Here is a 26,536-nt window from a genome sequence, read left to right as displayed (position 1 = left end):
AGCCGTCTAATATGCCTGCCAAATAACTGAAAAAAAATAACAGGTAACAATATGACGGCCATACTTCGTAATGCAGAGATTACTGCATTCCGACTTGAGCTTAATCGTTTACTTATTCAGCTGAAAGCCGAGCTCGAAGAAGAGTTGCGAGATCAAATCTCATCCACTTCTGTGTCCGAAGTGCGAGATATCGGTGAAGAAGTCGAGCATACAGTTGAGTTGGAACGTCAATTTGAAACACTTCAGCGTCATCATGATGAGATAGCTGAATGCCAAACTGCACTAAAGCGTATTGATGAGGGTAGTTTCGGTGAATGCATCAATTGCGGTGAAGAGATTGAGCTTACGCGTCTCAAGGCTAATCCTACTGCATCGCGCTGTATTCGCTGCCAATCTATTCACGAATCTTCATTAAAGAAAATCGCCTAGATCTATTCGCCAGCTATCTAATCTGATAGCTGGCAAACCCTTCCCTAACAGCTAATTCAAACGCTGGTTTTCCCTTGTATTAATCGCCATGACTGTTATTGTTGTGCCTTCATTTTTTTATCTATTAAATGGATGGAACTTATTGGTTTTTGACGAATCACAAAGCCGGTAAATTGTATCCTGTACCAAATTTTTAGAGGGAAGTGCTGTGGTCGAAAAAATGTCGATCTGGAGTCTGGTTGCCGACGCAAGTATCGTGGTTCAACTAGTAATGTTAATGCTTTTATTAGCGTCAGTACTTTCTTGGGTGATGATCTTCCAGCGCCAATCGGTGTTAAGCAGTGCGCGTAAATCACTTCGTAACTTTGAGGATCGTTTCTGGTCTGGTGTCGATCTTGGCCAACTTTTCCGTGAGATTAATCACGAACCAAATTCTGACTGTGGTGCTGAGAATATCTTCCGCGCAGGTATCAAAGAATACACGCGTCTAACTCAGCAAGCAGGTTATGACCCAGATTCAGTGATGGACGGCGTGCAGCGTAGTATGCGTGTAGCGCTAGCGCGTGAAGAAGATAAGCTAGAAAAGCACCTGCCATTCCTTGCAACGGTAGGTTCTACCAGCCCTTATATCGGCCTTTTCGGTACAGTTTGGGGGATTATGAACTCCTTCCGTGGTTTGGCGAATGTTCACCAAGCGACATTGTCAGCTGTAGCACCTGGTATCGCCGAGGCCTTGATCGCTACAGCGATTGGTCTATTTGCTGCGATTCCAGCCGTAATTGCTTATAACCGCTACTCTGCGCAGGTTGAGTATCTGTTAGGTAACTACGAAACTTTTGCTGACGAATTCTCTTCTATCTTGCATCGTCGTATGCACGCATCCAACTAAGCGGGTGTGATCGATGATCAGACGGCATAAGAAAAAACGTAAGTTAAACGCTGACATCAATGTAGTGCCCTACATTGATGTCATGATGGTGCTATTGGTGATCTTTATGGTTACAGCACCGATGCTGACACAAGGTGTTAATGTTGATCTGCCTAAAGCAGCGGCGGAGCCCGTTGATGATGAAGATAATGAACCGGTTATCGTGACGGTTAATTCAGAAGGTGAATACTTTATCGATATTGGTGGTGACCCTAAAGAAGCGGTTACGGCTGATGTTGTTCAGGATCGTGTGGCTAAAATTTTAGCAAGTAACCCTAAGAAAATGCTGCTGGTACGTGGTGATCGTAATGTGAATTACGATTCGGTTGTGCAGTTGATGGTTTTGTTACAGCAAGCAGGCGCGCCGAGCGTAGGCTTGGTGACGGAGTAGGGGTTGATTTTGCGACCGGGTAGTTATCTTCTTCCTACAGTCCTTGCTGTCATTCTTCATATCTTTGTTGTGGTTTTGTTGGCACAGAGCTGGTTTGAGCACAAAGAGGAGGAGCGTAAAGTCCCTCGTCATGTTCAGGCGCAGATTGTCGACCTGACCACGCTATCTGCTCAGCGTAAAGAAGCCTCTGAAGCTAAGGCTAAGCAGAAGGCGGATCAAATCCGCAAAGCTGAAGAAGATAAGAAACGTAAAGCGGACGAAAAGCGTAAGCAGGAAAAAGCTAAGAAAGAAGCGGAAAAGAAAAAACAGCTAGAGAAAAAGAAAGCTGAGGCTGAAAAGAAGCGTAAAGCGGACGAAAAACGTAAAAAAGAAGCAGCTAAAAAGAAAGCTAAACAAGATCGTTTAAAGAAAGCCGCAGCTGAGAAAAAACGTAAAGAAGCCGAGAAAAAAGCGGCCGCAGAGAAGAAAAGAAAAGCTGAAGCAGCAGCGAAAAAACAAGCAGAAGAAAAAGCACGTAACGAAGCATTGATGAAAGCGTTGCAGGCAGAAGAGGCGGCTCTGCAAGCTGAAGAGCAGCGTGCCGCTGCAATGAGTTATGAGGCGTATATCGTCACGCAGATTACTCGTAACTGGCGTCGATCACCGACTGCGCGAAATGGTATGGTAGTAGAAATTACCGTACATTTCTTGCCATCAGGTCGTGTAAATGATCTGTATGTGAGTAAATCGAGTGGTGATGCTCGTTTTGATAATGACGCTTTGCGTGCGATTGAGCGTGTCCAAGTATTTGAGAAACTTCAGGATATGGATTCGGTTGTATTTGATCGATACTTCCGTAAGCGTGTATTGCGTTTCCGTCCTGAGGATCTAAGGAATTAAGCCTGTTTTTAACTGGTATGGCGGCTATGTGTTTAAGGAGAACTAAATGAACAGAGTTTTACAGCGAGTAATAGCTACATTTGCGCTGTTGTTTTCGGTTTCCGTAATCGCTGAAGGTGATTTGGCAATTGAAATTACCCAAGGTATTGATGAACCAACGCCGGTTGCTGTAGTACCGTTTTCTTGGGATGGTAGCTTTGCTCTGCCGGAAGATATTGCACAGATAGTATCTGATGATTTGGGCCGTACAGGTCTATTCTCAATGATGGATCGCCGCAATATGCTGAGCTTTCCAAACAAACGCGATCAGGTTTACTTCCGCGATTGGCGCGTGAGCAAAACTGAATTTCTATTGATTGGTCGTCAGCTGCCATCAGAGGGTAAAGAGCTAAAAGTAGAGTTTGAGCTTTACGATGTGCTTAAAGAGCAGCAATTATTAGCGGAGCGAGTTTCAGGTAGTCAGGCGAATATGCGTGATATTGCTCACTATATCTCAGATATGGTGTACGAGAAGCTAACCGGTGTTCGTGGTGCTTTCTCCACGCGTATCGTTTACGTAACTGCCCAGCAGTTTGGTAATGGCAAAGGTCGTTACCGTTTGAAGATGGCTGATTCTGATGGTGCGCGTCCAATTACGATTCGTGAACAGAGCGAACCCTTGATGTCACCAGCGTGGTCTCGTGATGCGTCTAAATTGGCCTATGTGTCTTTTGAATCTGGTAAACCTGCTATCTACATTCAGTATTTAGCAACAGGTAAGCGTGAAAAGGTTCAGTCGTTCCGAGGTTTGAATGGAGCGCCTGCTTGGTCACCTGACGGTAATAAACTTGCGATAGTGTTATCGAAAGATGGCAACCCAGAGGTTTATGTTCTGGATCTTCGCTCTCGTAGCCTTGCGCGAATTACCCACCATTATGGTATTGATACGGAACCTTCTTGGTCGCCAGATGGCCAGTCACTTATCTTTACTTCTGACCGTGGTGGTCAGCCACAGATCTATCGTATCCATTTGCCAACGCGTCAGTTAGAGCGTGTGACTTATGAAGGAAACTACAACTCCCGTGGTCGTTTGACTCAGGATGGTCGTTTCTTGGCGATGGTTCACCGTGGAGTAGATAACGTATTCAGAATTGCAGTTCAGGATCTTAAAACAGGTCGTTTAGATATCCTGACCGATACTTTTTTAGATGAGTCCCCAACCATTGCACCCAATGGCAGCATTATTCTGTATGCAACGCAAAAAGGTGTAAGAGGGGTCTTGGGCGGCGTTACCTTAGATGGTGGTGTGCGCTTCATTTTACCGGCAAGTAGTGGTGATGTTAGGGAACCAGCATGGAGCCCCTACTTGCAATAAAAGTTTATAGACATTAACTTATGTTCAGATTTGGACATGGCGGCATTCAATAATATTTTGCTTGCTGGGAAGACCAGCAAATATACAGGAGTGATCAATGCGAGCTTCCAACGTAACTAAAGCAGCTGCACTAGCACTATCCGTAGCATGGGTAGCAGGTTGTTCTACAGGTGGTTCATCTACTGAAGGTGGCGCAACTACAGGTACTGATACAGGCACTACACAAGGTGTTAATCAGGGTTCTGTTTCCGGCTCTTCTATGGATTCTGTTGCTAACCTACAAACTGTTTTCTACTTCGATTTCGATAAATCAGTAGTTAAAGCAGGCGGCTTTGCTGATCTAGAGAAGCATGCAGCTTACCTTGCTGCTAATCCATCTGTTCAGGTTGTACTGGAAGGTCATGCCGATGAGCGTGGTACTCGTGAGTACAACATCGCATTAGGCGAACGTCGTGCTAAAGCGGTTTCTCGTTTTATGCAGGTTAACGGTGCATCTGCTTCTCAGATCGAAACTGTTAGCTTTGGTGAAGAAAAACCAGCGATTTTGGGTCACAGCGAATCTAGCTGGAGCCAGAACCGTCGTGTGGAACTGAAGTACGTATCTCGTTAATTTATGACTTCGAACTCTACCGTTCTTTCTACTGCATTAGCGCTGGCGATCAGCGCTAATGTTGTAGCAGAAGAAGTACCTGTTATTGAGTTGGGTGTTGGCGCTTCGCCTGCCAATGTTCAACAGCCTTCCTACAATGCCCACTCGGCTTCAAAAAATAGTGAACTGATACTTATCGTCCAGCAGTTGCAGGACGAAGTGCGTTCTCTACGTGGTCAAGTAGAGCAGCAAGATTACCGCCTAAAGCAGATGGAACGCCAACAGCTAGAACGCTATCGCGATCTAGATGGTCGTATCACCGCTTTAAGGGATCCCGCTTTAACACCGCCAGCTACGTCTGGCCAGTTAGGTGCTGATAACGCGCCGGTGTTAGAGGGAAGTTCATCGGTATCTAGACCGCAAGTGCCAGCAGATGTTGCGCCTTTAGCGCCATCAGCGGGTGATGCACAGGCTTATCGTGAAGCCTTTGGTCTGGTTAAGGTGAGAAACTTCCCAAAAGCTGCCGAAGCATTCTCTGCTTTTGTGAAGGATTACCCACAAAGTGTACGTTTGCCTAATGCTTACTACTGGCTAGGTGAGATTCACTTAGCAGAGCAAAAGCCTGAACAAGCGCGTGAATCATTCGTGCAGGTGTTAACTCAGTTCCCGGATAACCCGAAAGCACCGGATGCAGCGTATAAGCTAGGTATCATCTACAATCAGTTAGGTGACACAGCTAAGGCAACCGAATACCTTGATCTGGTAATCAATAAATACCCAGATTCTGATGCGGTTCGCTTAGCTAAAGAGTTTAAGCGTCAGCTCTAATCAATCTTTGGAATACACATGAATTCTTCTGCTTCAAAAAAAGCAGTGGTGTTGCTGTCTGGTGGTCTGGATTCAGCAACAGCGCTGGCAATGGCTGCTGAACGTGGCTACAGCTGTTATGTATTGAGCTTTGATTACGGTCAGCGCTCTTTAACTGAGTTAAATGCGGCTAAGAAAATTGCCAAGCAACTTGATGCGGCTGAACACCGTGTCATCCGTCTTCACTTGGAAGATTTTGGTGGCTCTGCACTAACAGACCACAGTATCGATGTGCCCGAAGAGGAAACCGACGAGATTCCGGTGACCTACGTTCCGGCACGAAATACCGTTTTCATGTCCTTGGCGTTAGGTTGGGCGGAAGTGCTCGAAGCTGATGCGATCTTTATCGGTGTAAACGCGGTCGATTACTCCGGTTACCCTGATTGCCGTCCAGAATATATCGCAGCTTTCGAAACCATGGCTAACCTTGCCACTAAACGCGGAGTTAGCGGCGATCCAATCAAGATCGAAACACCATTGATCGACTTAACCAAAGAAGAGATCATCCAAGAGGGTACTCGTCTGGGTGTTGATTACGGTTTGACGGTTTCGTGCTACCAAGCAGACGATGAAGGTCAGGCATGCGGTGCTTGTGACAGCTGTCGTTTGCGCGCAAAAGGTTTTGTTGATGCTGGCCTGGAAGATCCAACCCGATATCAATAAAAAAGCCTTGCTTTTGCATTAAGGATACGTAAAATACGCGTCCTCTGTGTGGGTCGTTAGCTCAGTCGGTAGAGCAGTTGGCTTTTAACCAATTGGTCATAGGTTCGAATCCTATACGACCCACCACTTAAAAACTCCAGCCTTCGTGCTGGTTTTTTTATGTCTGAAATTCAAACGCTTTGCGTTTAAGTTGCTAGAACGACTACGTCTATAGAACGCTTCGCTCGCTAGTTGTTAGAAAAAACCTTGGCTAACCATTCCTGCGCAAACCTAAAATCCTGTCTAGCCACTAGCCACTAGCCACTAGCCACTAGCCACTAGCCACTAGCCACTAGCCACTAGCCACTAGCCACTAGCCACTAGCCACTAGCCACTAGCCACTAGCCACTAGCCACTAGCCACTGAATTTAAGTAACTTCTAGCCGCTCGTATCTCTATGCTATACTACGTCCCCTAATTTTTATCTGGGTGATCCTCAGGTAATAAAGCTACCTAGGTGAGCAGGTAGTCGATCAGTACAACTTATGAGTATTACGTCACATGTTGAGCCAACAGGATATTTCAGATCGCATCCTCGTGCAGGAGCACTTCGCTAAAGAACACTTGCCTCTAGATATGACTATCGAGCAGGTTGAAGAGTATAAGCAGAAGATCAAAAAACTGCTTATAGAGAAGGATGCTTGTCTGGTAGCGCACTATTACACCTCAGCCGTTCTGCAACAGTTGGCAGACGAAACGGGCGGCTGTGTTTCTGATTCATTAGAGATGGCGCGTTTTGGTAATGCTCATTCCGCTAGCACCTTAGTGGTTGCGGGCGTTAAGTTTATGGGCGAAACGGCTAAGATCCTTACGCCAGAAAAGCGCGTAATTATGCCAACAATCGAAGCGACTTGTTCTCTTGATATTGGTTGCCCAATCGAAGAGTTCTCCGCATTCTGTGATGCTCACCCAGACCACGAAGTGGTTGTTTATGCCAATACTTCTGCAGCAGTAAAAGCGCGTGCCGATTGGGTGGTGACTTCCAGCATTGCACTACAAGTTGTTGAGCACTTGGCGGATCAAGGTAAAAAGATTATCTGGGCGCCAGATAAGCACCTAGGCACTTACGTACAGCGTCAAACAGGTATTGAGATGCTGATGTGGGATGGCGCTTGTATCGTACACGAAGAGTTTAAAGCGCAGGGTATTCTAGACCTTAAAAAGGTTTACCCTGATGCAGCGGTGCTGGTTCACCCAGAATCACCAGATTCAGTTGTAGAGATTGCGGATGCGGTCGGCTCTACCACGCAAATTATCAACGCTGCGCGTGATCTGCCAAATGAGCAGTTTATCGTTGCAACAGATAAAGCGATCTTCTACAAGATGCAGCAAGCAGCGCCAGGTAAACAGTTTATCGAAGCGCCTACTGGCGGTTCTGGCGCTACGTGCCGAAGCTGTGCTCACTGCCCTTGGATGGCGATGAACGGTCTAGAGAGCGTGCTTCACGCACTAGAAACAGGGCAAGATGAGATCCACGTCGATGAATCCTTAATCGTCGATGCTCGTAAGCCTTTGCAGCGAATGCTCGATTTCTCGGCAGAGCTGAATAAGTAAATGTGAAACCCGCGCAAGCGGGTTTTTTATTGCCCTGATAAAGGGTTTTGAATACAGTGGTACGTCTACAAGCTAAAGGATTGGGTTTTCAGGCCATTATGGATAGATCGGCTTCTTTTTTTCGTTATTTTTAATCTATCCCTTCGTCTCTGCTATATAGCGGTTACTGATAGTTCAATTCTTGTTGTAGCTATTTGGATAAGCTTAAGTGCTAGTCATCAGTTGTTTTTTTAAAGGGATTGTTAAATGTACAACATGGTTTTCCTACCAGAAGAAGTGACGATTACAAAAGAGGGCTTGGAGGCAAGCCTTTCTGAGTATATGAACCCAGATAACTATAAGGTTCATTTTAATCAAGACTCATCGATAGTTGAGGTGATGGGTAAGACTTTTACTCTTATTTATGTAGATAAGCCTGCCCCCTTAGAAGAAATTTCTGGGCAGTTTGAGCATAAGGCACATATTATTTTAAGTCCGCTTGGGAAAGCTGCTGATATAAGAGGGGGAATTGATCTTCAACTAGCACTTGAGCGCTTTGTTCTTTTGATTTCATTAAGTTTTAGTGCAACCCATGTATATTGGAGTAACACGCGAAAGTTTGCGGACCTCGAAAAGCTTAATGCGCTAATAGGCAAATCAAACAAACTATATGAAGGGACTAGCAAGCCTTCTACATACCTTCCGATACCTTATTGGATTTCAGGTAAGCGAAAAAGCAAAACTGATTATCTTCTTCATGGCTTTTCGAATTTAGGAGAGAAGGACTTCCATATTAAGGTCAGCTCGAATAGTTGGTCCCAGGTAAAACCGTTAGTAAATTATATTGTGAAGTATGTTTTTGATAGCGGTCGATTTTTTAATGCAGGAGATCGAATGACGCTGCCAACTGGGCAGGATATTTATCTATCGGAAAGTGATGAGTTTGTGATGTTGGAGCTTTGATTTAATCCAATAGCAGGTTATGGATTTTCATAAGGATATGAAAGCATGAAGTTTTTTCTTGGTGTGTTTGTTGTACTTATTGTTGGTTTTACTGCAAATAATCAGTATCAAAAATACAGAGGTGAGCAGGCATACCAATACTTTAAACATAAATGTGAGACTGAGGCCGGTGAGTTTATTTATCGTACGGTCGATGACGTTGAAGGCTTATATCAAATGCGTTTACGTGATCCTAGAGATTACTTTGATCGGATGCGTTATGGTGATATTCCTGAAGATCCTTATGGACATACCAACTTAGAAGCACAAAAACCATGGGTTCTTTTTGTGAGAAACCCTAGTGGCAGATATCAATTCCTTGAAACTAAAAAGCCGCCAATAATGAGAGGGTATGAACTAAATATCAAATATTTAAAGTTTGCAAAGAAGACTGTTTTTACTGGCCAGGAGTATTGGCGATACGAGTTAATTGATCAGCCATACATCAATAGTGGAAGCCCAATTTATAGACAAGCAATTCAAATTGATGTTTTGAAGAGCAAGTATGGATTTACATGGAAGGAAGTTGGGGATGAAAAAGATAAAGCCTTTGGTGTTTGGGGAGGAGAAATAATGTAATTGATTTAAGAAGTGAAGAGGTTATTGCTCTAAAGAGAGGCTTTGTTCTTATGAATGACTTTGAAGGGCGAAGCGGTATTTGCCCAAAAGATAAAGATGATGTGTTTGTCTATGAATTTATCAGCAAAGTGCTAAAACCAAAGGAGCACGGTTAGCGGTTAGACTGCCGTATCCTAACCATTATAAAAATCAATAATCCAACTTCAATGATTCCCTAATCTCTTTCGCATCTTCCTGTCTTTGCTCTAATCTTGCCCGCTCGGTACTGCTAATGGTCGGTTCTCTTAGTGCATAATCGATCTGCCTTAAGGCTCTATCTACATTGGCAGTTAACAAGAAGTATTCAACACGGGCTTCGTGTACGCCAACAATATCGCCGGCTAATCCGTAGGCTTCTGCCAGCAAGTACCATGCACGGCTGTCATTTGGATCTTTCTCTACCAGGTTTTCATAAGCTTGTACCGCAAGGTGCGGCTGGTTTAGTTTGATTTGTGTATCGGCGTAAATAAAAGATACAGCTTGGCTGCCAGGGAAAAGGTTTCTTAGATGTTGCAGTTGCCTCGCGGCCTCTCGATAGTTCTCTTTACCTAGTTCAAGTTCTGCTTTGATTAAACGAGCGCTTAGACGGCTTTTAAAGCTTGTACTAAAGCGGTTGATGTTCTTTTGCGCGAGTTCAAAGTCTTTAATCGCGATCGCAGTATGGGCAATTGCGTATCTTAAACTGTCGTTGTCCTGCTGTTTCTGCGTGTTTAGGTATTTATCTAGCAGCTGTTTTTGATCTTTAGCGTATCCGGTGCGAATACGTGCGCTAGCGATATTAAAGTGGATACTGTTTTCTTTGGCGTTAATCACATTGATTGTTTCAGCACGGTTTAGTGCGTCAGATACACGTGACTGTGTAACTGGGTGTGTTAGCAAAAATTCTGGCGGTATGCGGCTAAAGCGTGCTTGTTGCTGCAGTTGGCGGAACATATCGGCCATGGATTTTGGATCGTAACCTGCTTGAGTCAGGGTTTGCATGCCTATGTAATCGGCTTCGCGTTCATTTTGACGGCTAAATGAAAGACGAGAAGAGGCGGAGGCTGCCATCGACGATTGCATGCCGACAACGCCCGCTTCAGGATCTGCTGCGGCTAATAAGATACTGCCTAATAAACTGGCTATAAAAAATGGCTTATTGCGGCGTTGTTCTTCTAGTTGTGAAGCAAAATGGCGTTGGCTTAAGTGAGCTAGCTCATGTGCGAGTACTGAGGCTAACTGCGCTTCATTTTGTGCTGTAAGGAGTAGACCGGTGTGAACACCGATAATGCCACCCGGTGCTGCAAACGCGTTAACGGTAGGATTATCTAGCACTAAAATTTCTAAGCGGCGATCCGTGAGTTGGCTATATGTGACTAGATTCCAAGTGAGTTCTTCGACGTATTGGCTGACAACGGCATCCTTATATAAGCGCGAGCTGCCGCGAAGCATGCGCACCCAAGCGCGACCCAAAAGGTACTCTTGTTGCTGAGAGATAATGCTGTAGCCACTGCCACCGATATCGGGTAGTTGGGTATCTGCTTTCAGGCTTAAAGGTGAAACACTTAACAAAATTGTTAAGAGGAAAGCAATAAGTCCATTGTGCATACTGGTATCCGAAAAAGCCTGTGCTAATACAAACAAGAATGGTATATAGTGCTGAACTTAATTGATAACGACAACAAAAATTACGTTAAGAAAAGTTAATGACTATACATTCGTTCGACGAGACATTAGACGCGTCTGGATTAAATTGTCCTTTGCCGCTCCTGAAAGCTAAACAAGCGCTAAATAAATTGGAAGCGGGAAAGGTGTTAAAAGTTATCGCTACTGATAGTGGTTCTATCAGAGATTTTAAAGCCTATACCGATCAATCTGACCATGAATTGTTGGAATCGTTCACTGATCAGGAACCTTATGTTTATCTGATTCGTCGAGGCTAAGCAGGGTTTCTTATGCGCAAGATATTTAGTAAATGGATAGAGCGCTACTTTTCTGACGAAGAAGCGTTGTTGCTCTTTGTTTTGTTAGGTGCTGCATTGCTAGTGATCCTGACCTTAGGTCAGGCTCTGGCGCCGGTTTTTGCGGGTATTATCCTAGCATTTTTGATGCAGGGTGGGGTTAACCGCTTAAAGCAATTAAATGTTCCACATCTGCTTTCGGTCATACTGGTATTTTTAGCTTTTGTCGGTGGTTTGGCTGCGCTGTTCTTGATTGTTATGCCGCTGGCATGGCGTCAGGCGGTAAATCTGTTTAATGAGCTCCCCGGCATCTTATCGGAAATCCAGTCAGTATTGCTTCTGCTGCCGCAGAAGTACCCAGAGTTTATATCGGAGGCTCGCATTCTAGAGCTGATTGATCTGGCTGCTGCTGAGCTATCGCAGATGGGGCAGTTGGTGGTGACCTTCTCTTTAAACTCGATTACTGGGGTGATGGCGTTACTGATCTATCTGGTATTGGTGCCTATTTTAGTTTTCTTCTTCCTCAAAGATGGAGCGGCCATGACTAAATGGTGGGTATCATTTTTGCCTGAAAAGCGCGATATGATGACCAGCGTTTGGACTGAAATGGATGATCAGATTGCCAACTATATCCGCGGTAAAGCTATAGAGATTATCGTAGTAGGTACTGTGACCTATATTACCTTTATCTTCTTGGGCATTAACTATGCTGCGCTACTGGGGATTTTGGTCGGATTATCTGTACTGATCCCATATATTGGTGCAGCACTGGTAACGATTCCAGTGGCGTTGATTGCTTTCTTCCAGTGGGGCTGGAGTAGTGAGTTTATGACCCTGATGGTGGCGTACGGCATTATCCAGGCGTTGGATGGTAACGCACTTGTTCCGTTGTTATTCTCTGAAGCGGTAAACCTTCACCCAGTTGCGATAATTGTAGCGGTGTTGGTGTTTGGTGGGCTTTGGGGGTTCTGGGGATTGTTCTTTGCGATTCCGCTAGCAACTTTGATCAAGGCTATTTTGAGTTCTTGGCCTAAAGCGAAGCAGCATCCAATCGAGTTAGAAGAAAGCGGTGTTTAAACACCGCTTTTTTTTATCGGATATTCTGATTTATAGTGCTTGAGCCGCAGCGAGTACTTCGTCGACATGACCTTTAACTTTTACTGTGCGCCACTCCTGTCGTAATACGCCTTCAGCATCAATCAAGAACGTAGAGCGGTCGATACCCATGTACTCGCGACCATAGTTCTTTTTCAGCTTGATTACATCAAACAGCTTGCACAATTCTTCATCTGGGTCGCTGATTAGCTCGAACGGAAATTCTTGTTTTGCTTTGAAGTTTTCATGAGCACGCATTCCGTCACGAGAAACACCGAAAATCACAGTATTTGCTGCTTCAAACTGATCGATAGCGTCGCGGAAGTTTTGACCTTCGGTTGTGCAGCCAGGGGTGCTGTCTTTAGGGTAAAAATAGATAACAATGTTTTTGCCTTTCAGTGCATCCAGTTCAACAGTCTGCTCGCTAGTGGCTTGAGCGGTAAAAGATGGGACTTTTTGGTCAATAGCAACGTTGCTCATAGTAAATCCTTAGTGATGATGGCTACTCAACAAAGTATAAAATCGTATAGAATACGTCTCTTAATACGATACCAGATATGGTTTAGATTATAAGTGATCTATTTCACGAGTAGTTGGCAAACTTTTGTGAGTGAAAGTAGAAATATCCCTTCTTAGCCCTCTATTTGGATCGACCTTAGGAAAAATTGAATCTTTTCAGCCGCCTAGGGTCGATTAGTCAAGTTTTAAGGTTGTAATACGCACTAGGGCAGAGTAGTTTTGTCCTTTGCAAAACCTGATATAAATCTCATGGAGAAAAAAATGATTACTGGCAGCATTGTTGCTCTTGTTACCCCTATGCTTTCTAACGGAGACGTCGATTGGGATTCCCTAGACAAACTGGTAGATTGGCATCTGGATAAGGGCACTGATTCCATCGTCGCTGTGGGCACTACTGGTGAGTCCGCTACACTAAACTGCGATGAGCATTGCCAAGTGATTAAACGTGTAGTTGATCGTGTTGCAGGTCGCATCCCAGTGATTGCAGGTACAGGTGCAAACTCAACTTCCGAAGCAATAGAGCTAACTGCTGAAGCTAAAAACGCGGGCGCAGATGCGTGTTTGCTTGTGACTCCTTACTACAACAAGCCGACTCAAGAAGGTTTGTACCAGCATTACAAAGCGATTGCTGAAGCAGTGGATATCCCGCAGATCCTTTACAACGTGCCGGGTCGTACTGCTTGTGATATGCAGACAGATACTGTGCTTCGTCTTGCTGAGATCAGCAACATTGTTGGTGTTAAAGAAGCAACAGGTGACGTGCCTCGCGGTATCGATCTAATTTCTAAAGCGCCAGCGGACTTTGCTGTTTATTCTGGTGATGATGCTACTGCAGTAGAGCTAATGCTCGAGGGTGGTAAAGGTAACATCTCTGTAACTGCTAATGTAGCACCTGCTGAGATGGCTGAAATGTGTGCTTTGGCGATGTCTGGTAAAGCAGAAGAAGCGCGTACGCTAAATAACAGCCTAATGCCACTTCACGAGAATCTGTTTGTTGAAGCTAACCCAATTCCGGTTAAATGGGCGCTAGCTGAAATGGGCTACATGGGACTTGGGATTCGTTTGCCACTAACTGTATTGGCAGATGAGTGTCACGACACTGTTCGTGAAGCGATGCGTAGCACTAACATTATCTAAACGGCTATATTCATGAAGAAAATTGTATCTGTAACAGTGGTTACTGGAGCGCTGCTTTCTGGCTGCAGTATGTTGGATGATAACCCGATCTACGGTGACAATGGCATAGTCCGTGACCGTAGTCAGGATTACGAATTGGCACAAACTAGCCAGCGCTTAGAGTTGCCAGCGCACCTTAAAGCAAAGCAGACAGCAGATACATTGACTATTCCTGAAATTAGTAATGTTGCTACGGCACGTACGGGGGACTTTATAGTTCCTCGACCTGAATTTTTCTACGCAGAAGCTGGTAGTGAATCTGTTAACTTGAAGCGTGAGAATGGTGAGAAATTTATCATTGTTGATGAAGGTATCACTAGCGTTTGGGTTAAGTTGCAGGAGTTCTGGCAGTTTAATGGCATCGATATCGCGAAGTCTGATCCTCGACAGGGTCGCATGGAAACCCAATGGATTCACCACGATGCGAAAGAGTTCAGTTTTGTTGATACTTGGGTCAAGCACCTGACATTCCAAGATATTCCAGGACCGACTAAGGATAAATTGCGTATCAGCTTGAAACCGGCGGTAGACGATCCTTCTCGGACAGCTATAGCAATGGAACATGTGCGTTTTGCTGCTGATGAAGAGGTTACAAGCATTGATTGGGCTAATCAGGCTCAAGGTGTAACTTATAAATCCGATATGATGTTTGAGATGCTGCGTTACCTTGGGAAGGCATCAGGTCAACGTAATGCCCAAACGCTTATCGCATTTAATGAAAAACGCCGTGTTGGAACTCAGCTTGGTCGTGATTCTCGCGGTAACCCTGTTCTGAAAATGAATGCGGATTCTGCTACGGCATGGAATGAAATCAGTACTGCTTTAGACAGAGCGGATATGGATGTGGGCACCCGTGATGCGGATACGGGTTACTTCTATATGACCTATACAACGTCGACGCCGTTTGAAAATGTTGAAGAGCAGGGTTTCTTTGAATGGCTGCACTCTGACCGAGAAGAAATTAAACTTGATACTAGCTCAATTACCGCGGCGCTTGGCTTGGCGGATGAGGATGATGGGGGTATTAGTTATACTTCTGGTAAAACGGCAGCATATCTGCAAGGCGTCAAAGACGGCGAAGTTAAAGATTTGTTGACGGGGCCTGAGGATGAGGGTAACAAGGAAGGTTATAAAATTTGGTTTGGTGGTAAGCCGATCTATGTCTTTGGCGGCGAAAACTCAGGCATCTATAATGAATCAACAGGTAAGTTTGAGCATACAGGTCAGTATCAGTTAAAACTAATTCGTACTCGTTCAGGTGTCTTCCTAAGCGTATTAACGTCAGAAGGCTTATCTGCCCCTGCAATTGTAGCGGAAGAGATTCTTTGGGAAATTAAAGAGAATTTACCTAAAGCATAAAAGATAATGTTGAGAGCAATATCATCTTGATATGAAGGGCCGTGAGGCCCTTTTTTTGTGGTTTTTATAGCAGTAGGAGTGATTTATGCGTGCTGTAATTTTGGATTTAAAAGGGCTGGAAACGATAGATCTTTCTCCTATTGAAAAGCGTGTTTCAGAATTGGTCTGCTATGAATTTACTAGGCCAGATCAGGTGTTTGAGCGAGTTAGAGGTGCGGATATATTGATTACCAATAAAACTGCTATCACTGCTGATGTCATGGATGCTGCTGAGCAGCTTAAATATATCTGTGTACTTGCAACAGGCACTAATGTGGTTGATAAAGTTGCGGCTGCTGAACGAGATATCCCAGTGTCTAATTGTGTTGCTTATGGGGTTGGCTCTGTTGTGCAGCATGTATGGTCAATGATTTTAGCTTTGCACACTAATTTGGTTTCTTACGCTAACGATGTGCAAAAAGGTCAGTGGCAGCGTTCTGACCAGTTCTGTTTTCTGGATTATCCGATTGTAGAACTTGAAGGTAAGACGCTTGGTATTATTGGTTACGGAAACCTAGGGCAGGGCGTAGCCAGTTTAGCGTCTGCTTTTGGAATGAAGGTATTGGTGGCACAAAGCTTGAGCAGTAACGGTCAAAATCCAGATAGAGTAAGTTTGGATGAGTTGATTGAGACATCGGATGTGATCAGCCTGCATTGTCCATTAACAGATGATACGGAAAATTTATTTGATCGTTGCACCTTCAAGCAGATGAAAAACACGGCGTTTTTAGTTAATTCGGCTAGAGGTGGAATAGTGAATGAGAAGGATCTTGCGGATGCGCTAAAGTCTGCTGAAATCGCGGGCGCAGCAACGGATGTACTCACTGTAGAACCGCCAAAAGATGGAAACCCTTTGTTAGATCCGTCTATACCTAATCTATTGGTGACGCCGCATATCGCTTGGGGAGCGCTAGAAGCTCGTACCCGCATTATTCAGCAAACAGCAGACAATATTCAGGCGTTCTTACGAGGTGAGCACGCTAATCCTGTTTAATTCTTGAGATGCTTAGAATGGGCAGGGTGCGAAAAATTCGACCTGCTCATCAGTATCTGGGTGTGGAAAGGCTAAGTACTCTGCATGAAGAAGTAGTCGCTCTGAAGCGGCTATGCCTTCTTCGGTTGCGTAGAAGCGATCGCCAACGATCGGATGACCCATGGCTTGCATGTGTACCCTAAGTTGGTGCGAGCGGCCAGTGATTGGTTTTAGTGCGACTCTTGTACCAAGCGACTCTTTCGAAAGTTGTTCCCACTCAGTATGAGCGCTTTTGCCTTGCTCAAAATCTACGATCTGCAATGGACGATTTTCCCAATCGCATCGAAGAGGTAGCTTTACTTCACCCGCTGTTTCACTTGGCTCTCCACAGATAATCGCTTGGTAGCGTTTACTGGTCAGCCTCTCTTGAAAACTGCGACTGAGGTGACGTTGTGCTTCAAGGGTTAGGGCTAATACCATCAAGCCAGATGTGGCGTAATCCAAACGGTGAACGATCCGTGCTGTGGGGAATTGTTCTTGTACTCTGCGCCATAAGCAATCTTGTTTATCTTCCCCTCGACCGGGAACAGATAGCATGTCATAAGGTTTATTAGCTATGACTAGTGAGTCATCGCTATAAATGATTTCAATCACGCGGTTTTCCGTTCGAATAAGACCATGGATTCAACATGGGACGTGTTAGGGAACATATCCATGACACAGAAGCGGCTTGCTACATAGCCTTGCTCAATCAATTCGGCTCCATCTCTCGATAGGGCGGCAGGGTTGCAAGATACATAAAGAATCATCTCTGGCTGGTGATTCTTAAGCTGCTTAATTATCTCTAAGGCGCCCGTTCTTGGAGGGTCTAGTAGGATTTTATTGAAGCCTTGTTTGTACCATGGCATAGCTCGTAGATCTTTGCTTAGATCAGCTCGATAAAATTCACAGTTGTCTAGATCATTATTAGCTGCATTTGTATTAGCGCGGGCAACCATATCTTCAACACCTTCAATGCCAACAACATGCGCTGCTGTTTTCGCTAACGGGAGACTGAAGTTACCTATGCCACAAAAGAGATCTAATACTCTGTCGTTAGCTTCTAAGTTAAGCCAAGAGATCGCACGATCAATCATCTGTTGGTTAACTTGGTTGTTTACCTGAATAAAGTCGCCCGGCTCAAATTCGATGTCTGTAGCGGTTGGCTGATGTTTATAGCTTAAAACTGCTTTATCACAATAGGCTTCTATCTTATCGCCGTGATCAAAATAGAGCTTAAAATTCTGTTGTTCAGCTAGATTGTTTAATGCTTGGCAAAGTGCATCGCTAGGGCGTTTTTTAACACGAAGTGTTAATGCGCCCTGGTTGTCCCCTAGGGTTAATTCGCCATGTGTGATCTCTTTAAATTGTTCTTCTGCTTCCAATACTTGTGGTAGCGCCGACAAGATCTTATCTAGGGGTTCCGCTAGGACAGGGCAGTGATCGATTTGGGTTAGTTTGCTACTTCCACGGCGTCTAAAGCCAACTAGTGCACTGCCATCTCGCATCATCTGGTTAATGCCCATGCGACAGCTACGGCGATAGTTCCATTCTGTACTTGTAATGGGCTCTTCAACTTTTTCAGGCGTAAATTTACCTAAACGATTGAGTTGATCTAAAACCAATGTTTGTTTGGTTGGGATTTGGTGTTCGTGTGCTAGATGTTGTAGATCGCAACCGCCACAAATACCGAAATGCTCGCACTTCGGTGATGTGCGTTGTGACGATTCAGTTAGCACTTGAGTGCAGTTGGCTTCATCATAGCGACGATGTTTGCTAGTAATCTCGTATTCAACTTCTTCATTTGGAAGCGCGCCAGCTACAAATATGGTTTTACCATTATGTTTGGCGATACCTCGGCCTTCATGGCTCAGTCCTTCAATCTTCAGAGTTTCAGGGTAAGGCGTAGCTGCCTTAGGTTTCTTTTTCTGAGGAATGGGTTTGGCAAAAAGGCTTTGTTTACGTTTCATGATGAGTACCGGCTTAATAAGGCGGCGATTCTATCAGAAAGCGACCTGCACGTCCTATGACTTGTAGGAAAGTGATCTAGCCCCTGTGTCGATCGATATTTGTTAGATAAGAAAGATCGGTATGCACAGCCAAAGATAGATCAATAATTCGTTTACTTGCTGACAGCAGCCTAAGCAATCACCATTATAGCCGCCGATCCAATGTTTGAAGAAATGGATCATGCAGGCGGTAGCGATAATAGTTGGGGCTAAAACGCTAAGATAGCTGAGTGGTAAAAAGATAAAACATGCGGCAGCTGGCAGTGTGGCAATAAGCAGATCTATCTTACTCAAGGGGCTTAGCATCTGTTTGGATTTGCTAGTCTCTTCATCACTAACGTATTTTTCACGATAGATGATGATTAGCGGGAATAAACGACTGAGGCAGTGGCCTAATACAATGATGGCAATGGTGTGCTCAACTTCTAGTAAAGCGTTGAATTTAAGTAATAAGACAACGACTAGGCCAATAACACCGTAGCTGCCCACCCTAGAGTCTTTCATGATGCGAAGGATCTGTTCTTTATCCCAGCCTCCGCCAAAGCCGTCACAGCAATCCGCTAGGCCATCTTCATGAAGTGCTCCAGTCATCCAAATACTGGATAACATCGATAGAATGACCGCTATGCTATCTGTGAAGATAAAACTAGAAAGCCAATAGATCAGAGCGGCGTAAAATCCAATTAAAAGGCCTACCCATGGCAAGTACTTAGTCGATTTTGCTTGTGTTTCTTTTGTGTAATGCACCCAGGATGGAGAAGTGAATCGGGTAAAATAGGTTAGGGCATTAAAAAAAAGATGTAGCTGCTCGGGGTAAGATTTCATTAAACTTGGGGCCTGAGAAAAAGAGTCCATACTTTAGTAATTCCTTTAACTAAGGACAAGGTTTAAACGACTGATGATCGAAGAACACAAGTTTGCTCCCTTTGTTCGTATTTTGGGCAAAGGTAAAAATGGTACAAGATCGCTTAGCCGCGAAGAGGCTGAAGCTGCAATGGCCATGATTCTGGATGGAGAGGTAACGCCTGAACAGCTCGGAGCCTTTTTGATGTTGCTGCGAGTAAAGGAGGAGGCGCCTGAGGAGCTTGCGGGGTTTGCCGATGCTGTACGCAGTCGTTATTCGGTTGGTCGTGAAATACAAGTCGATCTTGATTGGTCGACTTATGCAGGTAAAAAAAGACGCCACACTTGGTATCTGCTGGTTGCTCTATGCCTAGCGAGCCATGGTTATCGTGTTTTTATGCATGGTTCAAAAGGTCACACGCCGGGGCGTATCTATGTAGAAGATATGCTGAGTTTGTTTAACTTAAATCCCTGTCAGGATTGGTCTGAGACCGAGGCTGAATTAGACCGAGTTAACTTTGCGTATATGTCTGTGGATCAGTTTTGCCCTCCACTAGGGGAAATTATTCAGCTGCGCCCAATTCTTGGACTGCGTTCGCCGGTTCATACCTTATGTCGCATGCTTAATCCTGCTGATGCGCCAGCAAGTATCGATGGCGTTTTCCATCCCGCTTACGGCCCTATGCATCAAAAAACCGCCCAGCTCTTAGGTGTTAAATGCAACGTCACTATGCGTGGTGATGGTGGTGAGGCCGAGATTAGACCTGATACAGAGTGTTTGCTGCAGTGGTCAGACAGCGGTGAGTTAACGGAATACGATTGGCCTCGTATCGTTGAAAAACGCTTTATCAAAGAGGATGAGCTTCCTGCGCAAACCTTATTAGATGTTTGGAAAGGCGCAGGTGAGCATGAATACGGCCATAAGGCGATCATCTCTACTATGGCTGTAGTTTTAAGGTTGTTAGGCGAGTCAGCAGAAATGCCTGAGCTACTGGAAAAAGCAGAGCAGCTTTGGCAGAGCCGGAATATTTCTCAATTTTCTTGATTGAGTAGCTTCGCCGGTTAATCTCGGCGAAGCTTATCTGAAACTGCGATCGGAGATGTGAAGTTGAAGATCACTACATAACTGGATAACAAGAAGGTTAAGATCGCAGTTGCCTGAATGACATGAGAGGCTTCTTCTCCAATCATCATACTTCCCGCCGCTATATAAGCTATCAACAGCGAAAACTCACTTATCTGCCCCAAACGAAAACCCACTTCCCAGCCAAGTTGCTTCGATTCACTAATACGGCTTAGTAAAAAGCGGAATACCACTGGCTTAATCGCAAGGACCAAAATTGCCAGAATAATTGCTGGAATCGCAATCGTGCTAACTAAGGTTAGATTAAAGCTTGCTCCAATTGAGAAGAAGAATAGGATCAAGAAAAAGTCACGTAGTGGCTTTAGGCTTGTAGCGATGTATTGAGCAATTGGGCTGGTGGCGATGGATACGCCAGCTACAAAAGCGCCTATCTCTGCAGATAGACCTGCCAAATGTGCCATCTCAGCTAAGCCAAGGCACCAGCCGATCGCAAGAAGAAAGATATATTCATGAAAGCGATCAAATTTCTGGATCAGTTTTAGTAAAACGTATTTTACAAAGACAAATGCGCCAATGATCAAGAGAGGTAATGCGGCGAGCGTTGTAGCAAATTGAGCCATAGTATCGCTACTTGTGCCACCATCTGTGCCGCTGTATAGGAACAATAAGACCATAATCGCAATAACGTCTTGTAGAAGCAGGAGGCCTACGACGAGTTCACCCGTATGGCGGTGGTGAAGTACTGTTGTAGGTAATAGCTTGATGCCTATGATCGTACTCGAAAACATCACAGCGGCGCCGATGATTAGGTTTTCTGTTTGGGTGTAACCGAAGGCGTATCCCACGCTGTAGCCGAGCGCAAAGAAGATCAGTGAGCTTCCTATGGCGACCAAGGTGGCTTTACGTAACATCTGTAATAGATGTGAGGGCTGCATATCTAGGCCAAGAAGAAATAGCAGGAAGATGATGCCGACGTGGGATATATCAGATAGCAGTTTAGTATCAGTCACCATGCTCATGCCGTATGGGCCTAAAATGGCTCCCAAAACGATATAGGCTACGAGTAAAGGCTGGCGAGTGTAGAGTGCCAAAGACGCCACAATGGCAGCACCCGTAAAAATTAAGAAGAACGAAAAAACCAGTGACTGATCAGCCATTTACATATCCCTAAAAGTGGTTTTTAAACTATAGCAAGATGGAACAGCGTGGTTCAAACAATCAAGCTGCTTGGGAGGTTAAATTTTGACTTTTTGCCAATGCTGTTGAGACCAGATGCGGATAAAGATTGCTGAAGAAAGCAATCGATGAACAATCTGTACAATCCAGATGCCTAACAATCCGAAGCCTAAAATAGGTCCAAATAGCCAAGCTAGCGGTAAAAAGAAGCACCACTGCCCAAATGTAGATATAAGTAAAACTGAGCGATTGGCACCAACGCCGAGTAGCGCTTGGGTTAATACAATTGCAGCAGCATCTAAACAGATTGCTAGCGCAGTTAGTTGTAAGGGCAGTACAGCGATATCGATCAGTTGCTCTGATTGTAAAAACGCAGAAAGAACTGCTTCAGGAAAGATTACAAGTGGAATGCTTAGTAGGCTGATGCAAACCAGCGCCGTGACAATCACATCCCATCCCCAGCGAGCTGCTTCTTGATAGTTATCTTCACCAATTGAATGGCTCACAAGCGAAGTGCATGCAACGCCAAAACCTACCGCAGGAAGGATTAAGAAAAGAGAGAGGTTAATCAGTACATGTGCGATTGCTTGTTCGCTGGTGCCCAGCTGACCAATGATCCAGATAAGAATGCAAATAGCCAAAGCCAAAAAGAACTGTTGTATTGAATGAGGGATTGCGAGCTTGATCACTCTATAGATTGAGGATGCTTGCTGAGTGCTGAATTTAAATAACCCGTTAGTTTTGGCGTCCTTGTAGACCATTACAGCGTTTAATAGAGCGCCTATATACAATGCTATAGCGGTGCCTAAGCCTGCTCCTGGTGCCCCTAGTCTTGGTAAGCCCAGTTCACCAAATATTAAACAGTAACTAATAATCACGTTCAGTAGATGAGTGGCTATCAGAACTTTGAAGTAGGTCGCAGGCCGCTTGGTGCCGTTCCACCAACCACGGAAAGAGAGGTTGAGCCCAATAGCAAGCATGGCTGCAGTTCTGTAATCAAAATAGGCTTCAGAGATATCTTGTACCGCTGAATCATCAGTCATCAGGGAAACAATGGAGCCTGAGTAATAGATCAATACACAACTGACAGGGAGTGCAAAAATAAGTGAGATCAATAGCCCCCAGTGAACGGGGGAGGCGGCATGATCGTTCTGACCTTCGCCTTGATGACGGGCCACTAGGGTCTGTACTCCAGAAGACAAGCCAAGAATAAGGCTGATTGCCACGAAATTGGCATAACCTCCTATGCCTACGCCGGCGAGAGAGGCCTCACCAAGCTGACCGACAAGTACGGCATCTACAAGGTTTAGTAGGCTTTGGGAAAGCATTCCCGCGATAATCGGCAGCCCTAAACCTATTATTATTTTTTGTCGGTTGAAGAATGTCATAGGGGTCAAAATAGGAAAAAAGCAATTCTATCAGATTATCTCTGAAATAAGGTCTATCCCTATGTGGAAAAATAGGTTTAGGGCCTTATATCTAATAGAAGTGGAAATATAGTGGCAGCATTGTGCCATGGTGCGATAGAATTTTTCACCTATTGTTTAATAGTTGAGCAATTTACTCGGATTTAATTTGAGTGTATCCTAGAGTCTAAGAATTGATTGGTTCAACATACAGGACACCGTATGAATATCACCGTCACAGAAACGGCAGAAGAATATTTAAAAGAGCTACTTTCTAAACAAGATGTTGAGGGCATGGCTGTGCGCATGTTCGTTACACAGCCTGGTACATCTTATGCAGAAACTTGCCTAGCTTATTGTCGTCCAGATGAAGTTATTGAAGATGATGAAATTCTGGAGCTAACACAGCTACGTTTCTATATTGAAAAGAACAGTGTTCCTTATCTAGATGAAGCGTATGTAGATTTTGCAAAAGATCGTATGGGTGGGCAGCTAACGATCAAGGCGCCAAATGCGAAAGTGCCTAAAGTATCACCTGATAGCCCAATTTCAGAGCAGATTAACTACATTCTGTATTCAGAGATCAATCCAGGTTTGGCTTCCCATGGTGGTGAAGTAAAACTGATGGAAGTGGTTGAAGAAGAGGAAGGTAATATTGCAGTGCTTCAATTTGGCGGCGGTTGTCAGGGTTGTAGCGCTGTTGATATGACATTAAAAGATGGTGTAGAAAAAACACTAGTTGAACGTATCGAAACCTTGGTTGGGGTGCGTGATATCACAGACCACAGTGTTACTGATAAGGCTTACTACAAGTAAGCTCGAGCATCTGAAAGTAAAAAGGGGAATTTATTCCCCTTTTTTGATTGTCTCCATAAAGGGATACTGCTATAAAATTTAGTATCCCGGTTCTCTTACCTCGATATATTCCCAACGCGTTGTTTTTTTGTATCTAATTGGTTGCATTTGAAATTTTGACCCCCATGTAACCCTAAGACACGCTTTTTTAGAATTTCTCCGCAGTACATCGCGGACTGGTTGATGAGGCTTTTGCTCATGACACAACATGACGACATTCAGGAACAACTAATCGAATTGCCAGTACTCCCACTGAGGGATGTGGTGGTATATCCGCATATGGTTATCCCATTATTCGTAGGAAGGGAAAAATCAATCGAAGCCCTAGAAGCTGCAATGTCTGGGGAAAAAGAAATTCTGCTTGTTGCACAGAAAAATGCATCGGATGATGAGCCTTTGGCGGAAGACCTATTTGAAGTAGGTACCGTTGCAAGCGTACTGCAAATGCTTAAATTGCCTGATGGTACCGTAAAGGTACTCGTGGAAGGTGATTATCGTGCAACCATTAGTAAGCTTAGTGAAGATGAAGGCTTCTTTACTGCTCAAGCAAATATGCTCGCAATTGAAGAGCTAACCGAAGCTGAAAGTGAGCTATACAAGCGTACAGTTTTAGAGCAATTTGAACGCTTTGTTCAAGTAAATAAGAAAATCCCATCTGAAGTACTTTCTTCCCTCCAGAATATTGACGATGTAGGGCGTTTGGCAGATACCATTGCTGCACATATGTCGCTTAAGTTGGAAGAGAAGCAACAGATTCTAGAGATGCTTAGTAATAAAGAGCGCTTAGAGCATCTGATGGCGTTGATGGAATCTGAAATTGACCTGGTTGAAGTGGAAAAACGTATCCGCGGCCGCGTTAAGAAACAGATGGAGAAGAGTCAGCGCGAGTACTATCTGAATGAACAGATGAAAGCTATCCAAAAAGAGTTAGGTGATCTGGACGAGTCCGGCACTAACGATATGGATGAGCTTAAAAATCGAATTGCTGAAGCGAAAATGCCGCAAGAAGCTTTCGATAAAACCATGAGTGAATACAACAAGTTGAAGATGATGTCGCCAATGTCGGCTGAAGCAACAGTTGTTCGTGGTTACATTGATTGGATGATCCAGATCCCTTGGGCTAAGCGCTCTAAAGTTCGCCACGATATGAAGCGAGCAGAGAAGGTACTTAACCAAGATCACTTCGGTCTTGAAGAAGTTAAAGACCGTATTCTGGAATACTTAGCGGTTCAGAAGCGAGTTAAAAAGCTTAAAGGTCCGATCCTTTGTTTGGTTGGTCCTCCAGGTGTCGGTAAAACATCTCTAGGACGTTCTATTGCCCGTGCTACGAATCGTGAATATGTACGTATGGCGCTAGGTGGCGTGCGTGACGAAGCAGAGATTCGTGGTCACCGTCGTACTTATATCGGCTCTATGCCAGGTAAATTACTGCAGAAGATGTCGAAAGTAGGTGTGAAAAACCCACTGTTCTTGTTGGATGAGATCGACAAGATGGGGATGGACCAGCGTGGTGATCCGGCTTCGGCTCTTCTTGAGGTGCTAGACCCAGAACAAAACAACAGCTTTAACGATCACTACCTAGAAGTAGATTACGATCTTTCTGATGTGATGTTCGTATGTACTTCAAACTCTATGAATATTCCTGGTCCTCTATTGGATCGTATGGAGATCATTCGCATCCCGGGTTATACCGAAGATGAAAAGCTGAATATCGCTAGAAATTATCTTATCGAGAAGCAGTTTAAAAATAATGGCCTGAAAAAAGGTGAAGTGGAGATAAAGGATAGTGCCATTACTGGTTTGATCCGTTACTATACCCGCGAAGCCGGTGTGCGAGGACTTGAGCGAGAAATCGCTAAGCTTTGTCGTAAGGTTGTTAAAGAGCTGGCTTTGGCGGATAAAAAAGATCTGCCGGTTGTGATTGATGAAGATCAGCTAGAGCATTACAGCGGTGTTCGTAAGCATAACTTTGGTATTGCCGAAGAGCAGGATCAGGTTGGCCTTGTAACAGGCTTGGCTTGGACTCAGGTAGGTGGCGATATCCTAAGTATCGAAACAGCAGTGGTGCCGGGTAAAGGCCGCCAGGTAACTACAGGTAGCTTAGGGGATGTGATGAAAGAATCCATCCAGGCTGCACTGACTGTTGTAAGAAATCGTGCTGAAGCCCTTGGTATTGCGCCTGACTTCCATGAGAAGCAAGACGTTCATATTCACGTTCCAGAAGGTGCTACACCAAAAGATGGCCCAAGTGCGGGTATTGGAATGTGTACGGCTTTAGTATCGGTTTTAACCAATATTCCGGTTAAGGCTGACGTAGCAATGACAGGTGAAATTACCCTTAGAGGGCAGGTTTTACCTATCGGTGGATTGAAAGAAAAACTACTCGCTGCACACCGTGGGGGAATTAAAACGGTCATTATTCCAAAGGAAAATGAGCGCGATTTGAAGGAAATTCCCGACAATATCAAAGCAGATATCGATATTAAGGCGGTTAAATGGATTGATGAAGTGCTGGACATCGCACTTAAATATCAACCAAAACCTGTAGAGAAAAGCGAGAAAGAAGTAGTGGCAGCAAAGGAAAAGGCGACAAAAGCTGAGCCGGAGCAAATAAAGCCACATTAGTATTCATCAGGGGTAGAAAGGTGTTCTAGGTGTCTTGACACCCCTTTCTGCACCTTGGTATAAATGCCTGACCATCTTGCTGGGCATGGATAACGGAACAATTAAA

At 44.6% G+C, this 26,536-nt stretch carries 26 protein-coding genes and 1 tRNA gene; 20 read left to right on the top strand and 7 right to left on the bottom strand.

All coding sequences use genetic code 11. The features are described 5' to 3' along the window. Positions 1–51: 51 nt before the first annotated feature. From ACMXYW_RS09680 to ACMXYW_RS09625, 12 genes are all read left to right on the top strand, one after another. Entirely contained in the window at positions 52–429 is a 378-nt protein-coding gene (locus tag ACMXYW_RS09680; protein ID WP_415903896.1) for a TraR/DksA family transcriptional regulator, read from the top strand. Positions 430–649: 220 nt separating this feature from the next. Further along, positions 650–1,318, top strand: coding sequence for a protein TolQ (gene tolQ, locus ACMXYW_RS09675; RefSeq protein ID WP_415884264.1), 669 nt, complete (start codon positions 650–652; stop codon positions 1,316–1,318). A 13-nt stretch (positions 1,319–1,331) separates the two neighbouring features. Next, positions 1,332–1,748, top strand: a complete 417-nt coding sequence (gene tolR / locus ACMXYW_RS09670; RefSeq protein ID WP_415884265.1) for a protein TolR — start codon at positions 1,332–1,334, stop codon at positions 1,746–1,748. Between the two features lie 3 nt (positions 1,749–1,751). Further along, a complete protein-coding gene (tolA, locus tag ACMXYW_RS09665; protein ID WP_415903895.1) occupies positions 1,752–2,627 on the top strand; it encodes a cell envelope integrity protein TolA in 876 nt (291 codons plus the stop codon). Between the two features lie 46 nt (positions 2,628–2,673). Further along, complete coding sequence (tolB, locus tag ACMXYW_RS09660) at positions 2,674–3,981, top strand: Tol-Pal system beta propeller repeat protein TolB (RefSeq protein WP_415903894.1); 1,308 nt, start codon at positions 2,674–2,676, stop codon at positions 3,979–3,981. Positions 3,982–4,078: 97 nt separating this feature from the next. After that, the gene (gene pal, locus ACMXYW_RS09655) at positions 4,079–4,591 is read left to right on the top strand and encodes a peptidoglycan-associated lipoprotein Pal (RefSeq protein ID WP_415903393.1); all 513 of its coding nucleotides are present in this window, start codon (positions 4,079–4,081) and stop codon (positions 4,589–4,591) included. A gap of 3 nt (positions 4,592–4,594) precedes the next feature. Next, positions 4,595–5,398 (top strand): tol-pal system protein YbgF, encoded by an 804-nt coding sequence (gene ybgF, locus ACMXYW_RS09650; protein ID WP_415900814.1) that lies wholly within the window; start codon positions 4,595–4,597, stop codon positions 5,396–5,398. 18 nt (positions 5,399–5,416) lie between these two features. Beyond that, positions 5,417–6,100 (top strand): 7-cyano-7-deazaguanine synthase QueC, encoded by a 684-nt coding sequence (gene queC, locus ACMXYW_RS09645; protein ID WP_415900815.1) that lies wholly within the window; start codon positions 5,417–5,419, stop codon positions 6,098–6,100. Between the two features lie 50 nt (positions 6,101–6,150). Beyond that, positions 6,151–6,226 (top strand) — tRNA-Lys (locus tag ACMXYW_RS09640). Between the two features lie 414 nt (positions 6,227–6,640). Further along, entirely contained in the window at positions 6,641–7,693 is a 1,053-nt protein-coding gene (gene nadA / locus ACMXYW_RS09635; protein ID WP_415903893.1) for a quinolinate synthase NadA, read from the top strand. 246 nt (positions 7,694–7,939) lie between these two features. Further along, complete coding sequence (locus ACMXYW_RS09630) at positions 7,940–8,635, top strand: hypothetical protein (protein WP_415903892.1); 696 nt, start codon at positions 7,940–7,942, stop codon at positions 8,633–8,635. Positions 8,636–8,680: 45 nt separating this feature from the next. Further along, positions 8,681–9,253 (top strand): hypothetical protein, encoded by a 573-nt coding sequence (locus ACMXYW_RS09625; protein ID WP_415903891.1) that lies wholly within the window; start codon positions 8,681–8,683, stop codon positions 9,251–9,253. 189 nt (positions 9,254–9,442) lie between these two features. Here ACMXYW_RS09625 and ACMXYW_RS09620 read toward each other — a convergent pair whose 3' ends face one another. Next, entirely contained in the window at positions 9,443–10,879 is a 1,437-nt protein-coding gene (locus tag ACMXYW_RS09620) for a M48 family metalloprotease (protein ID WP_415903890.1), read from the bottom strand. A gap of 98 nt (positions 10,880–10,977) precedes the next feature. Here ACMXYW_RS09620 and ACMXYW_RS09615 point away from each other — a divergent pair, with 98 nt between their 5' ends. Both ACMXYW_RS09615 and ACMXYW_RS09610 read left to right on the top strand, forming a co-directional pair. Beyond that, on the top strand, positions 10,978–11,214 hold the full coding sequence (locus ACMXYW_RS09615; protein ID WP_415903889.1) for a sulfurtransferase TusA family protein: 237 nt from the start codon (positions 10,978–10,980) through the stop codon (positions 11,212–11,214). Positions 11,215–11,226: 12 nt separating this feature from the next. Next, positions 11,227–12,309, top strand: a complete 1,083-nt coding sequence (locus ACMXYW_RS09610; protein ID WP_415903888.1) for an AI-2E family transporter — start codon at positions 11,227–11,229, stop codon at positions 12,307–12,309. A 30-nt stretch (positions 12,310–12,339) separates the two neighbouring features. On the opposite strand, the gene ACMXYW_RS09605 is transcribed toward ACMXYW_RS09610, so the two are convergent. Then, complete coding sequence (locus ACMXYW_RS09605) at positions 12,340–12,807, bottom strand: peroxiredoxin (RefSeq protein ID WP_415884277.1); 468 nt, start codon at positions 12,805–12,807, stop codon at positions 12,340–12,342. A gap of 300 nt (positions 12,808–13,107) precedes the next feature. Between ACMXYW_RS09605 and dapA the strand changes: the two genes are divergently transcribed. The 3 genes from dapA (at position 13,108) to ACMXYW_RS09590 (ending at position 16,414) form a co-directional block, all read left to right on the top strand. Further along, entirely contained in the window at positions 13,108–13,983 is an 876-nt protein-coding gene (gene dapA / locus ACMXYW_RS09600; protein ID WP_415903887.1) for a 4-hydroxy-tetrahydrodipicolinate synthase, read from the top strand. Positions 13,984–13,995: 12 nt separating this feature from the next. Continuing rightward, positions 13,996–15,381 (top strand): outer membrane protein assembly factor BamC, encoded by a 1,386-nt coding sequence (gene bamC, locus ACMXYW_RS09595; RefSeq protein ID WP_415903886.1) that lies wholly within the window; start codon positions 13,996–13,998, stop codon positions 15,379–15,381. 85 nt (positions 15,382–15,466) lie between these two features. Continuing rightward, positions 15,467–16,414 carry a D-2-hydroxyacid dehydrogenase gene (locus ACMXYW_RS09590; RefSeq protein WP_415903885.1) on the top strand — a complete coding sequence of 316 codons (948 nt, stop codon included), beginning with the start codon at positions 15,467–15,469 and terminating at the stop codon, positions 16,412–16,414. 12 nt (positions 16,415–16,426) lie between these two features. Here ACMXYW_RS09590 and ACMXYW_RS09585 read toward each other — a convergent pair whose 3' ends face one another. From ACMXYW_RS09585 to ACMXYW_RS09575, 3 genes are all read right to left on the bottom strand, one after another. Further along, positions 16,427–17,047, bottom strand: a complete 621-nt coding sequence (locus ACMXYW_RS09585) for a pseudouridine synthase (protein WP_415903884.1) — start codon at positions 17,045–17,047, stop codon at positions 16,427–16,429. Beyond that, entirely contained in the window at positions 17,044–18,402 is a 1,359-nt protein-coding gene (gene rlmD / locus ACMXYW_RS09580; protein ID WP_415903883.1) for a 23S rRNA (uracil(1939)-C(5))-methyltransferase RlmD, read from the bottom strand. Before rlmD ends, ACMXYW_RS09585 begins: the two co-directional genes overlap by 4 nt. A 102-nt stretch (positions 18,403–18,504) precedes the next feature. After that, the gene (locus tag ACMXYW_RS09575) at positions 18,505–19,266 is read right to left on the bottom strand and encodes an adenosylcobinamide-GDP ribazoletransferase (RefSeq protein WP_415903882.1); all 762 of its coding nucleotides are present in this window, start codon (positions 19,264–19,266) and stop codon (positions 18,505–18,507) included. Positions 19,267–19,339: 73 nt separating this feature from the next. Here ACMXYW_RS09575 and ACMXYW_RS09570 point away from each other — a divergent pair, with 73 nt between their 5' ends. Beyond that, complete coding sequence (locus tag ACMXYW_RS09570) at positions 19,340–20,329, top strand: glycosyl transferase family protein (RefSeq protein WP_415903881.1); 990 nt, start codon at positions 19,340–19,342, stop codon at positions 20,327–20,329. A gap of 17 nt (positions 20,330–20,346) precedes the next feature. Here the strand turns inward: ACMXYW_RS09570 and ACMXYW_RS09565 are convergent, their stop codons facing one another. Continuing rightward, entirely contained in the window at positions 20,347–21,525 is a 1,179-nt protein-coding gene (locus ACMXYW_RS09565; protein ID WP_415903880.1) for a cation:proton antiporter, read from the bottom strand. A gap of 78 nt (positions 21,526–21,603) precedes the next feature. After that, positions 21,604–22,932, bottom strand: coding sequence for an MATE family efflux transporter (locus tag ACMXYW_RS09560; RefSeq protein ID WP_415903879.1), 1,329 nt, complete (start codon positions 22,930–22,932; stop codon positions 21,604–21,606). 240 nt (positions 22,933–23,172) lie between these two features. Here ACMXYW_RS09560 and nfuA point away from each other — a divergent pair, with 240 nt between their 5' ends. Continuing rightward, positions 23,173–23,766 (top strand): Fe-S biogenesis protein NfuA, encoded by a 594-nt coding sequence (gene nfuA, locus ACMXYW_RS09555; protein WP_415903878.1) that lies wholly within the window; start codon positions 23,173–23,175, stop codon positions 23,764–23,766. A 237-nt stretch (positions 23,767–24,003) separates the two neighbouring features. Next, the gene (gene lon / locus ACMXYW_RS09550) at positions 24,004–26,430 is read left to right on the top strand and encodes an endopeptidase La (protein ID WP_415900837.1); all 2,427 of its coding nucleotides are present in this window, start codon (positions 24,004–24,006) and stop codon (positions 26,428–26,430) included. Positions 26,431–26,536 lie beyond the last annotated feature (106 nt).

Origin of the sequence: Neptuniibacter sp. QD48_55, assembly GCF_047778115.1 — a bacterium.
Taxonomy (GTDB): domain Bacteria; phylum Pseudomonadota; class Gammaproteobacteria; order Pseudomonadales; family Balneatricaceae; genus Neptuniibacter.
The sequence above is the reverse complement of the archived record's forward strand: the minus strand, read 5'-3'. Positions and strand labels throughout refer to the sequence as shown.

Coding starts and splice junctions, on each gene's coding strand:
- ACMXYW_RS09680 (WP_415903896.1), top strand. CDS start 52: ATGACGGCCATACTTCGTAATGCAGAGATTACTGCATTCCGACTTGAG.
- tolQ (WP_415884264.1), top strand. CDS start 650: ATGTCGATCTGGAGTCTGGTTGCCGACGCAAGTATCGTGGTTCAACTA.
- tolR (WP_415884265.1), top strand. CDS start 1,332: ATGATCAGACGGCATAAGAAAAAACGTAAGTTAAACGCTGACATCAAT.
- tolB (WP_415903894.1), top strand. CDS start 2,674: ATGAACAGAGTTTTACAGCGAGTAATAGCTACATTTGCGCTGTTGTTT.
- pal (WP_415903393.1), top strand. CDS start 4,079: ATGCGAGCTTCCAACGTAACTAAAGCAGCTGCACTAGCACTATCCGTA.
- ybgF (WP_415900814.1), top strand. CDS start 4,595: ATGACTTCGAACTCTACCGTTCTTTCTACTGCATTAGCGCTGGCGATC.
- queC (WP_415900815.1), top strand. CDS start 5,417: ATGAATTCTTCTGCTTCAAAAAAAGCAGTGGTGTTGCTGTCTGGTGGT.
- nadA (WP_415903893.1), top strand. CDS start 6,641: ATGTTGAGCCAACAGGATATTTCAGATCGCATCCTCGTGCAGGAGCAC.
- ACMXYW_RS09630 (WP_415903892.1), top strand. CDS start 7,940: ATGTACAACATGGTTTTCCTACCAGAAGAAGTGACGATTACAAAAGAG.
- ACMXYW_RS09625 (WP_415903891.1), top strand. CDS start 8,681: ATGAAGTTTTTTCTTGGTGTGTTTGTTGTACTTATTGTTGGTTTTACT.
- ACMXYW_RS09620 (WP_415903890.1), bottom strand. CDS start 10,879: ATGCACAATGGACTTATTGCTTTCCTCTTAACAATTTTGTTAAGTGTT.
- ACMXYW_RS09615 (WP_415903889.1), top strand. CDS start 10,978: ATGACTATACATTCGTTCGACGAGACATTAGACGCGTCTGGATTAAAT.
- ACMXYW_RS09610 (WP_415903888.1), top strand. CDS start 11,227: ATGCGCAAGATATTTAGTAAATGGATAGAGCGCTACTTTTCTGACGAA.
- ACMXYW_RS09605 (WP_415884277.1), bottom strand. CDS start 12,807: ATGAGCAACGTTGCTATTGACCAAAAAGTCCCATCTTTTACCGCTCAA.
- dapA (WP_415903887.1), top strand. CDS start 13,108: ATGATTACTGGCAGCATTGTTGCTCTTGTTACCCCTATGCTTTCTAAC.
- bamC (WP_415903886.1), top strand. CDS start 13,996: ATGAAGAAAATTGTATCTGTAACAGTGGTTACTGGAGCGCTGCTTTCT.
- ACMXYW_RS09590 (WP_415903885.1), top strand. CDS start 15,467: ATGCGTGCTGTAATTTTGGATTTAAAAGGGCTGGAAACGATAGATCTT.
- rlmD (WP_415903883.1), bottom strand. CDS start 18,402: ATGAAACGTAAACAAAGCCTTTTTGCCAAACCCATTCCTCAGAAAAAG.
- ACMXYW_RS09575 (WP_415903882.1), bottom strand. CDS start 19,266: ATGAAATCTTACCCCGAGCAGCTACATCTTTTTTTTAATGCCCTAACC.
- ACMXYW_RS09570 (WP_415903881.1), top strand. CDS start 19,340: ATGATCGAAGAACACAAGTTTGCTCCCTTTGTTCGTATTTTGGGCAAA.
- ACMXYW_RS09565 (WP_415903880.1), bottom strand. CDS start 21,525: ATGGCTGATCAGTCACTGGTTTTTTCGTTCTTCTTAATTTTTACGGGT.
- ACMXYW_RS09560 (WP_415903879.1), bottom strand. CDS start 22,932: ATGACATTCTTCAACCGACAAAAAATAATAATAGGTTTAGGGCTGCCG.
- nfuA (WP_415903878.1), top strand. CDS start 23,173: ATGAATATCACCGTCACAGAAACGGCAGAAGAATATTTAAAAGAGCTA.
- lon (WP_415900837.1), top strand. CDS start 24,004: ATGACACAACATGACGACATTCAGGAACAACTAATCGAATTGCCAGTA.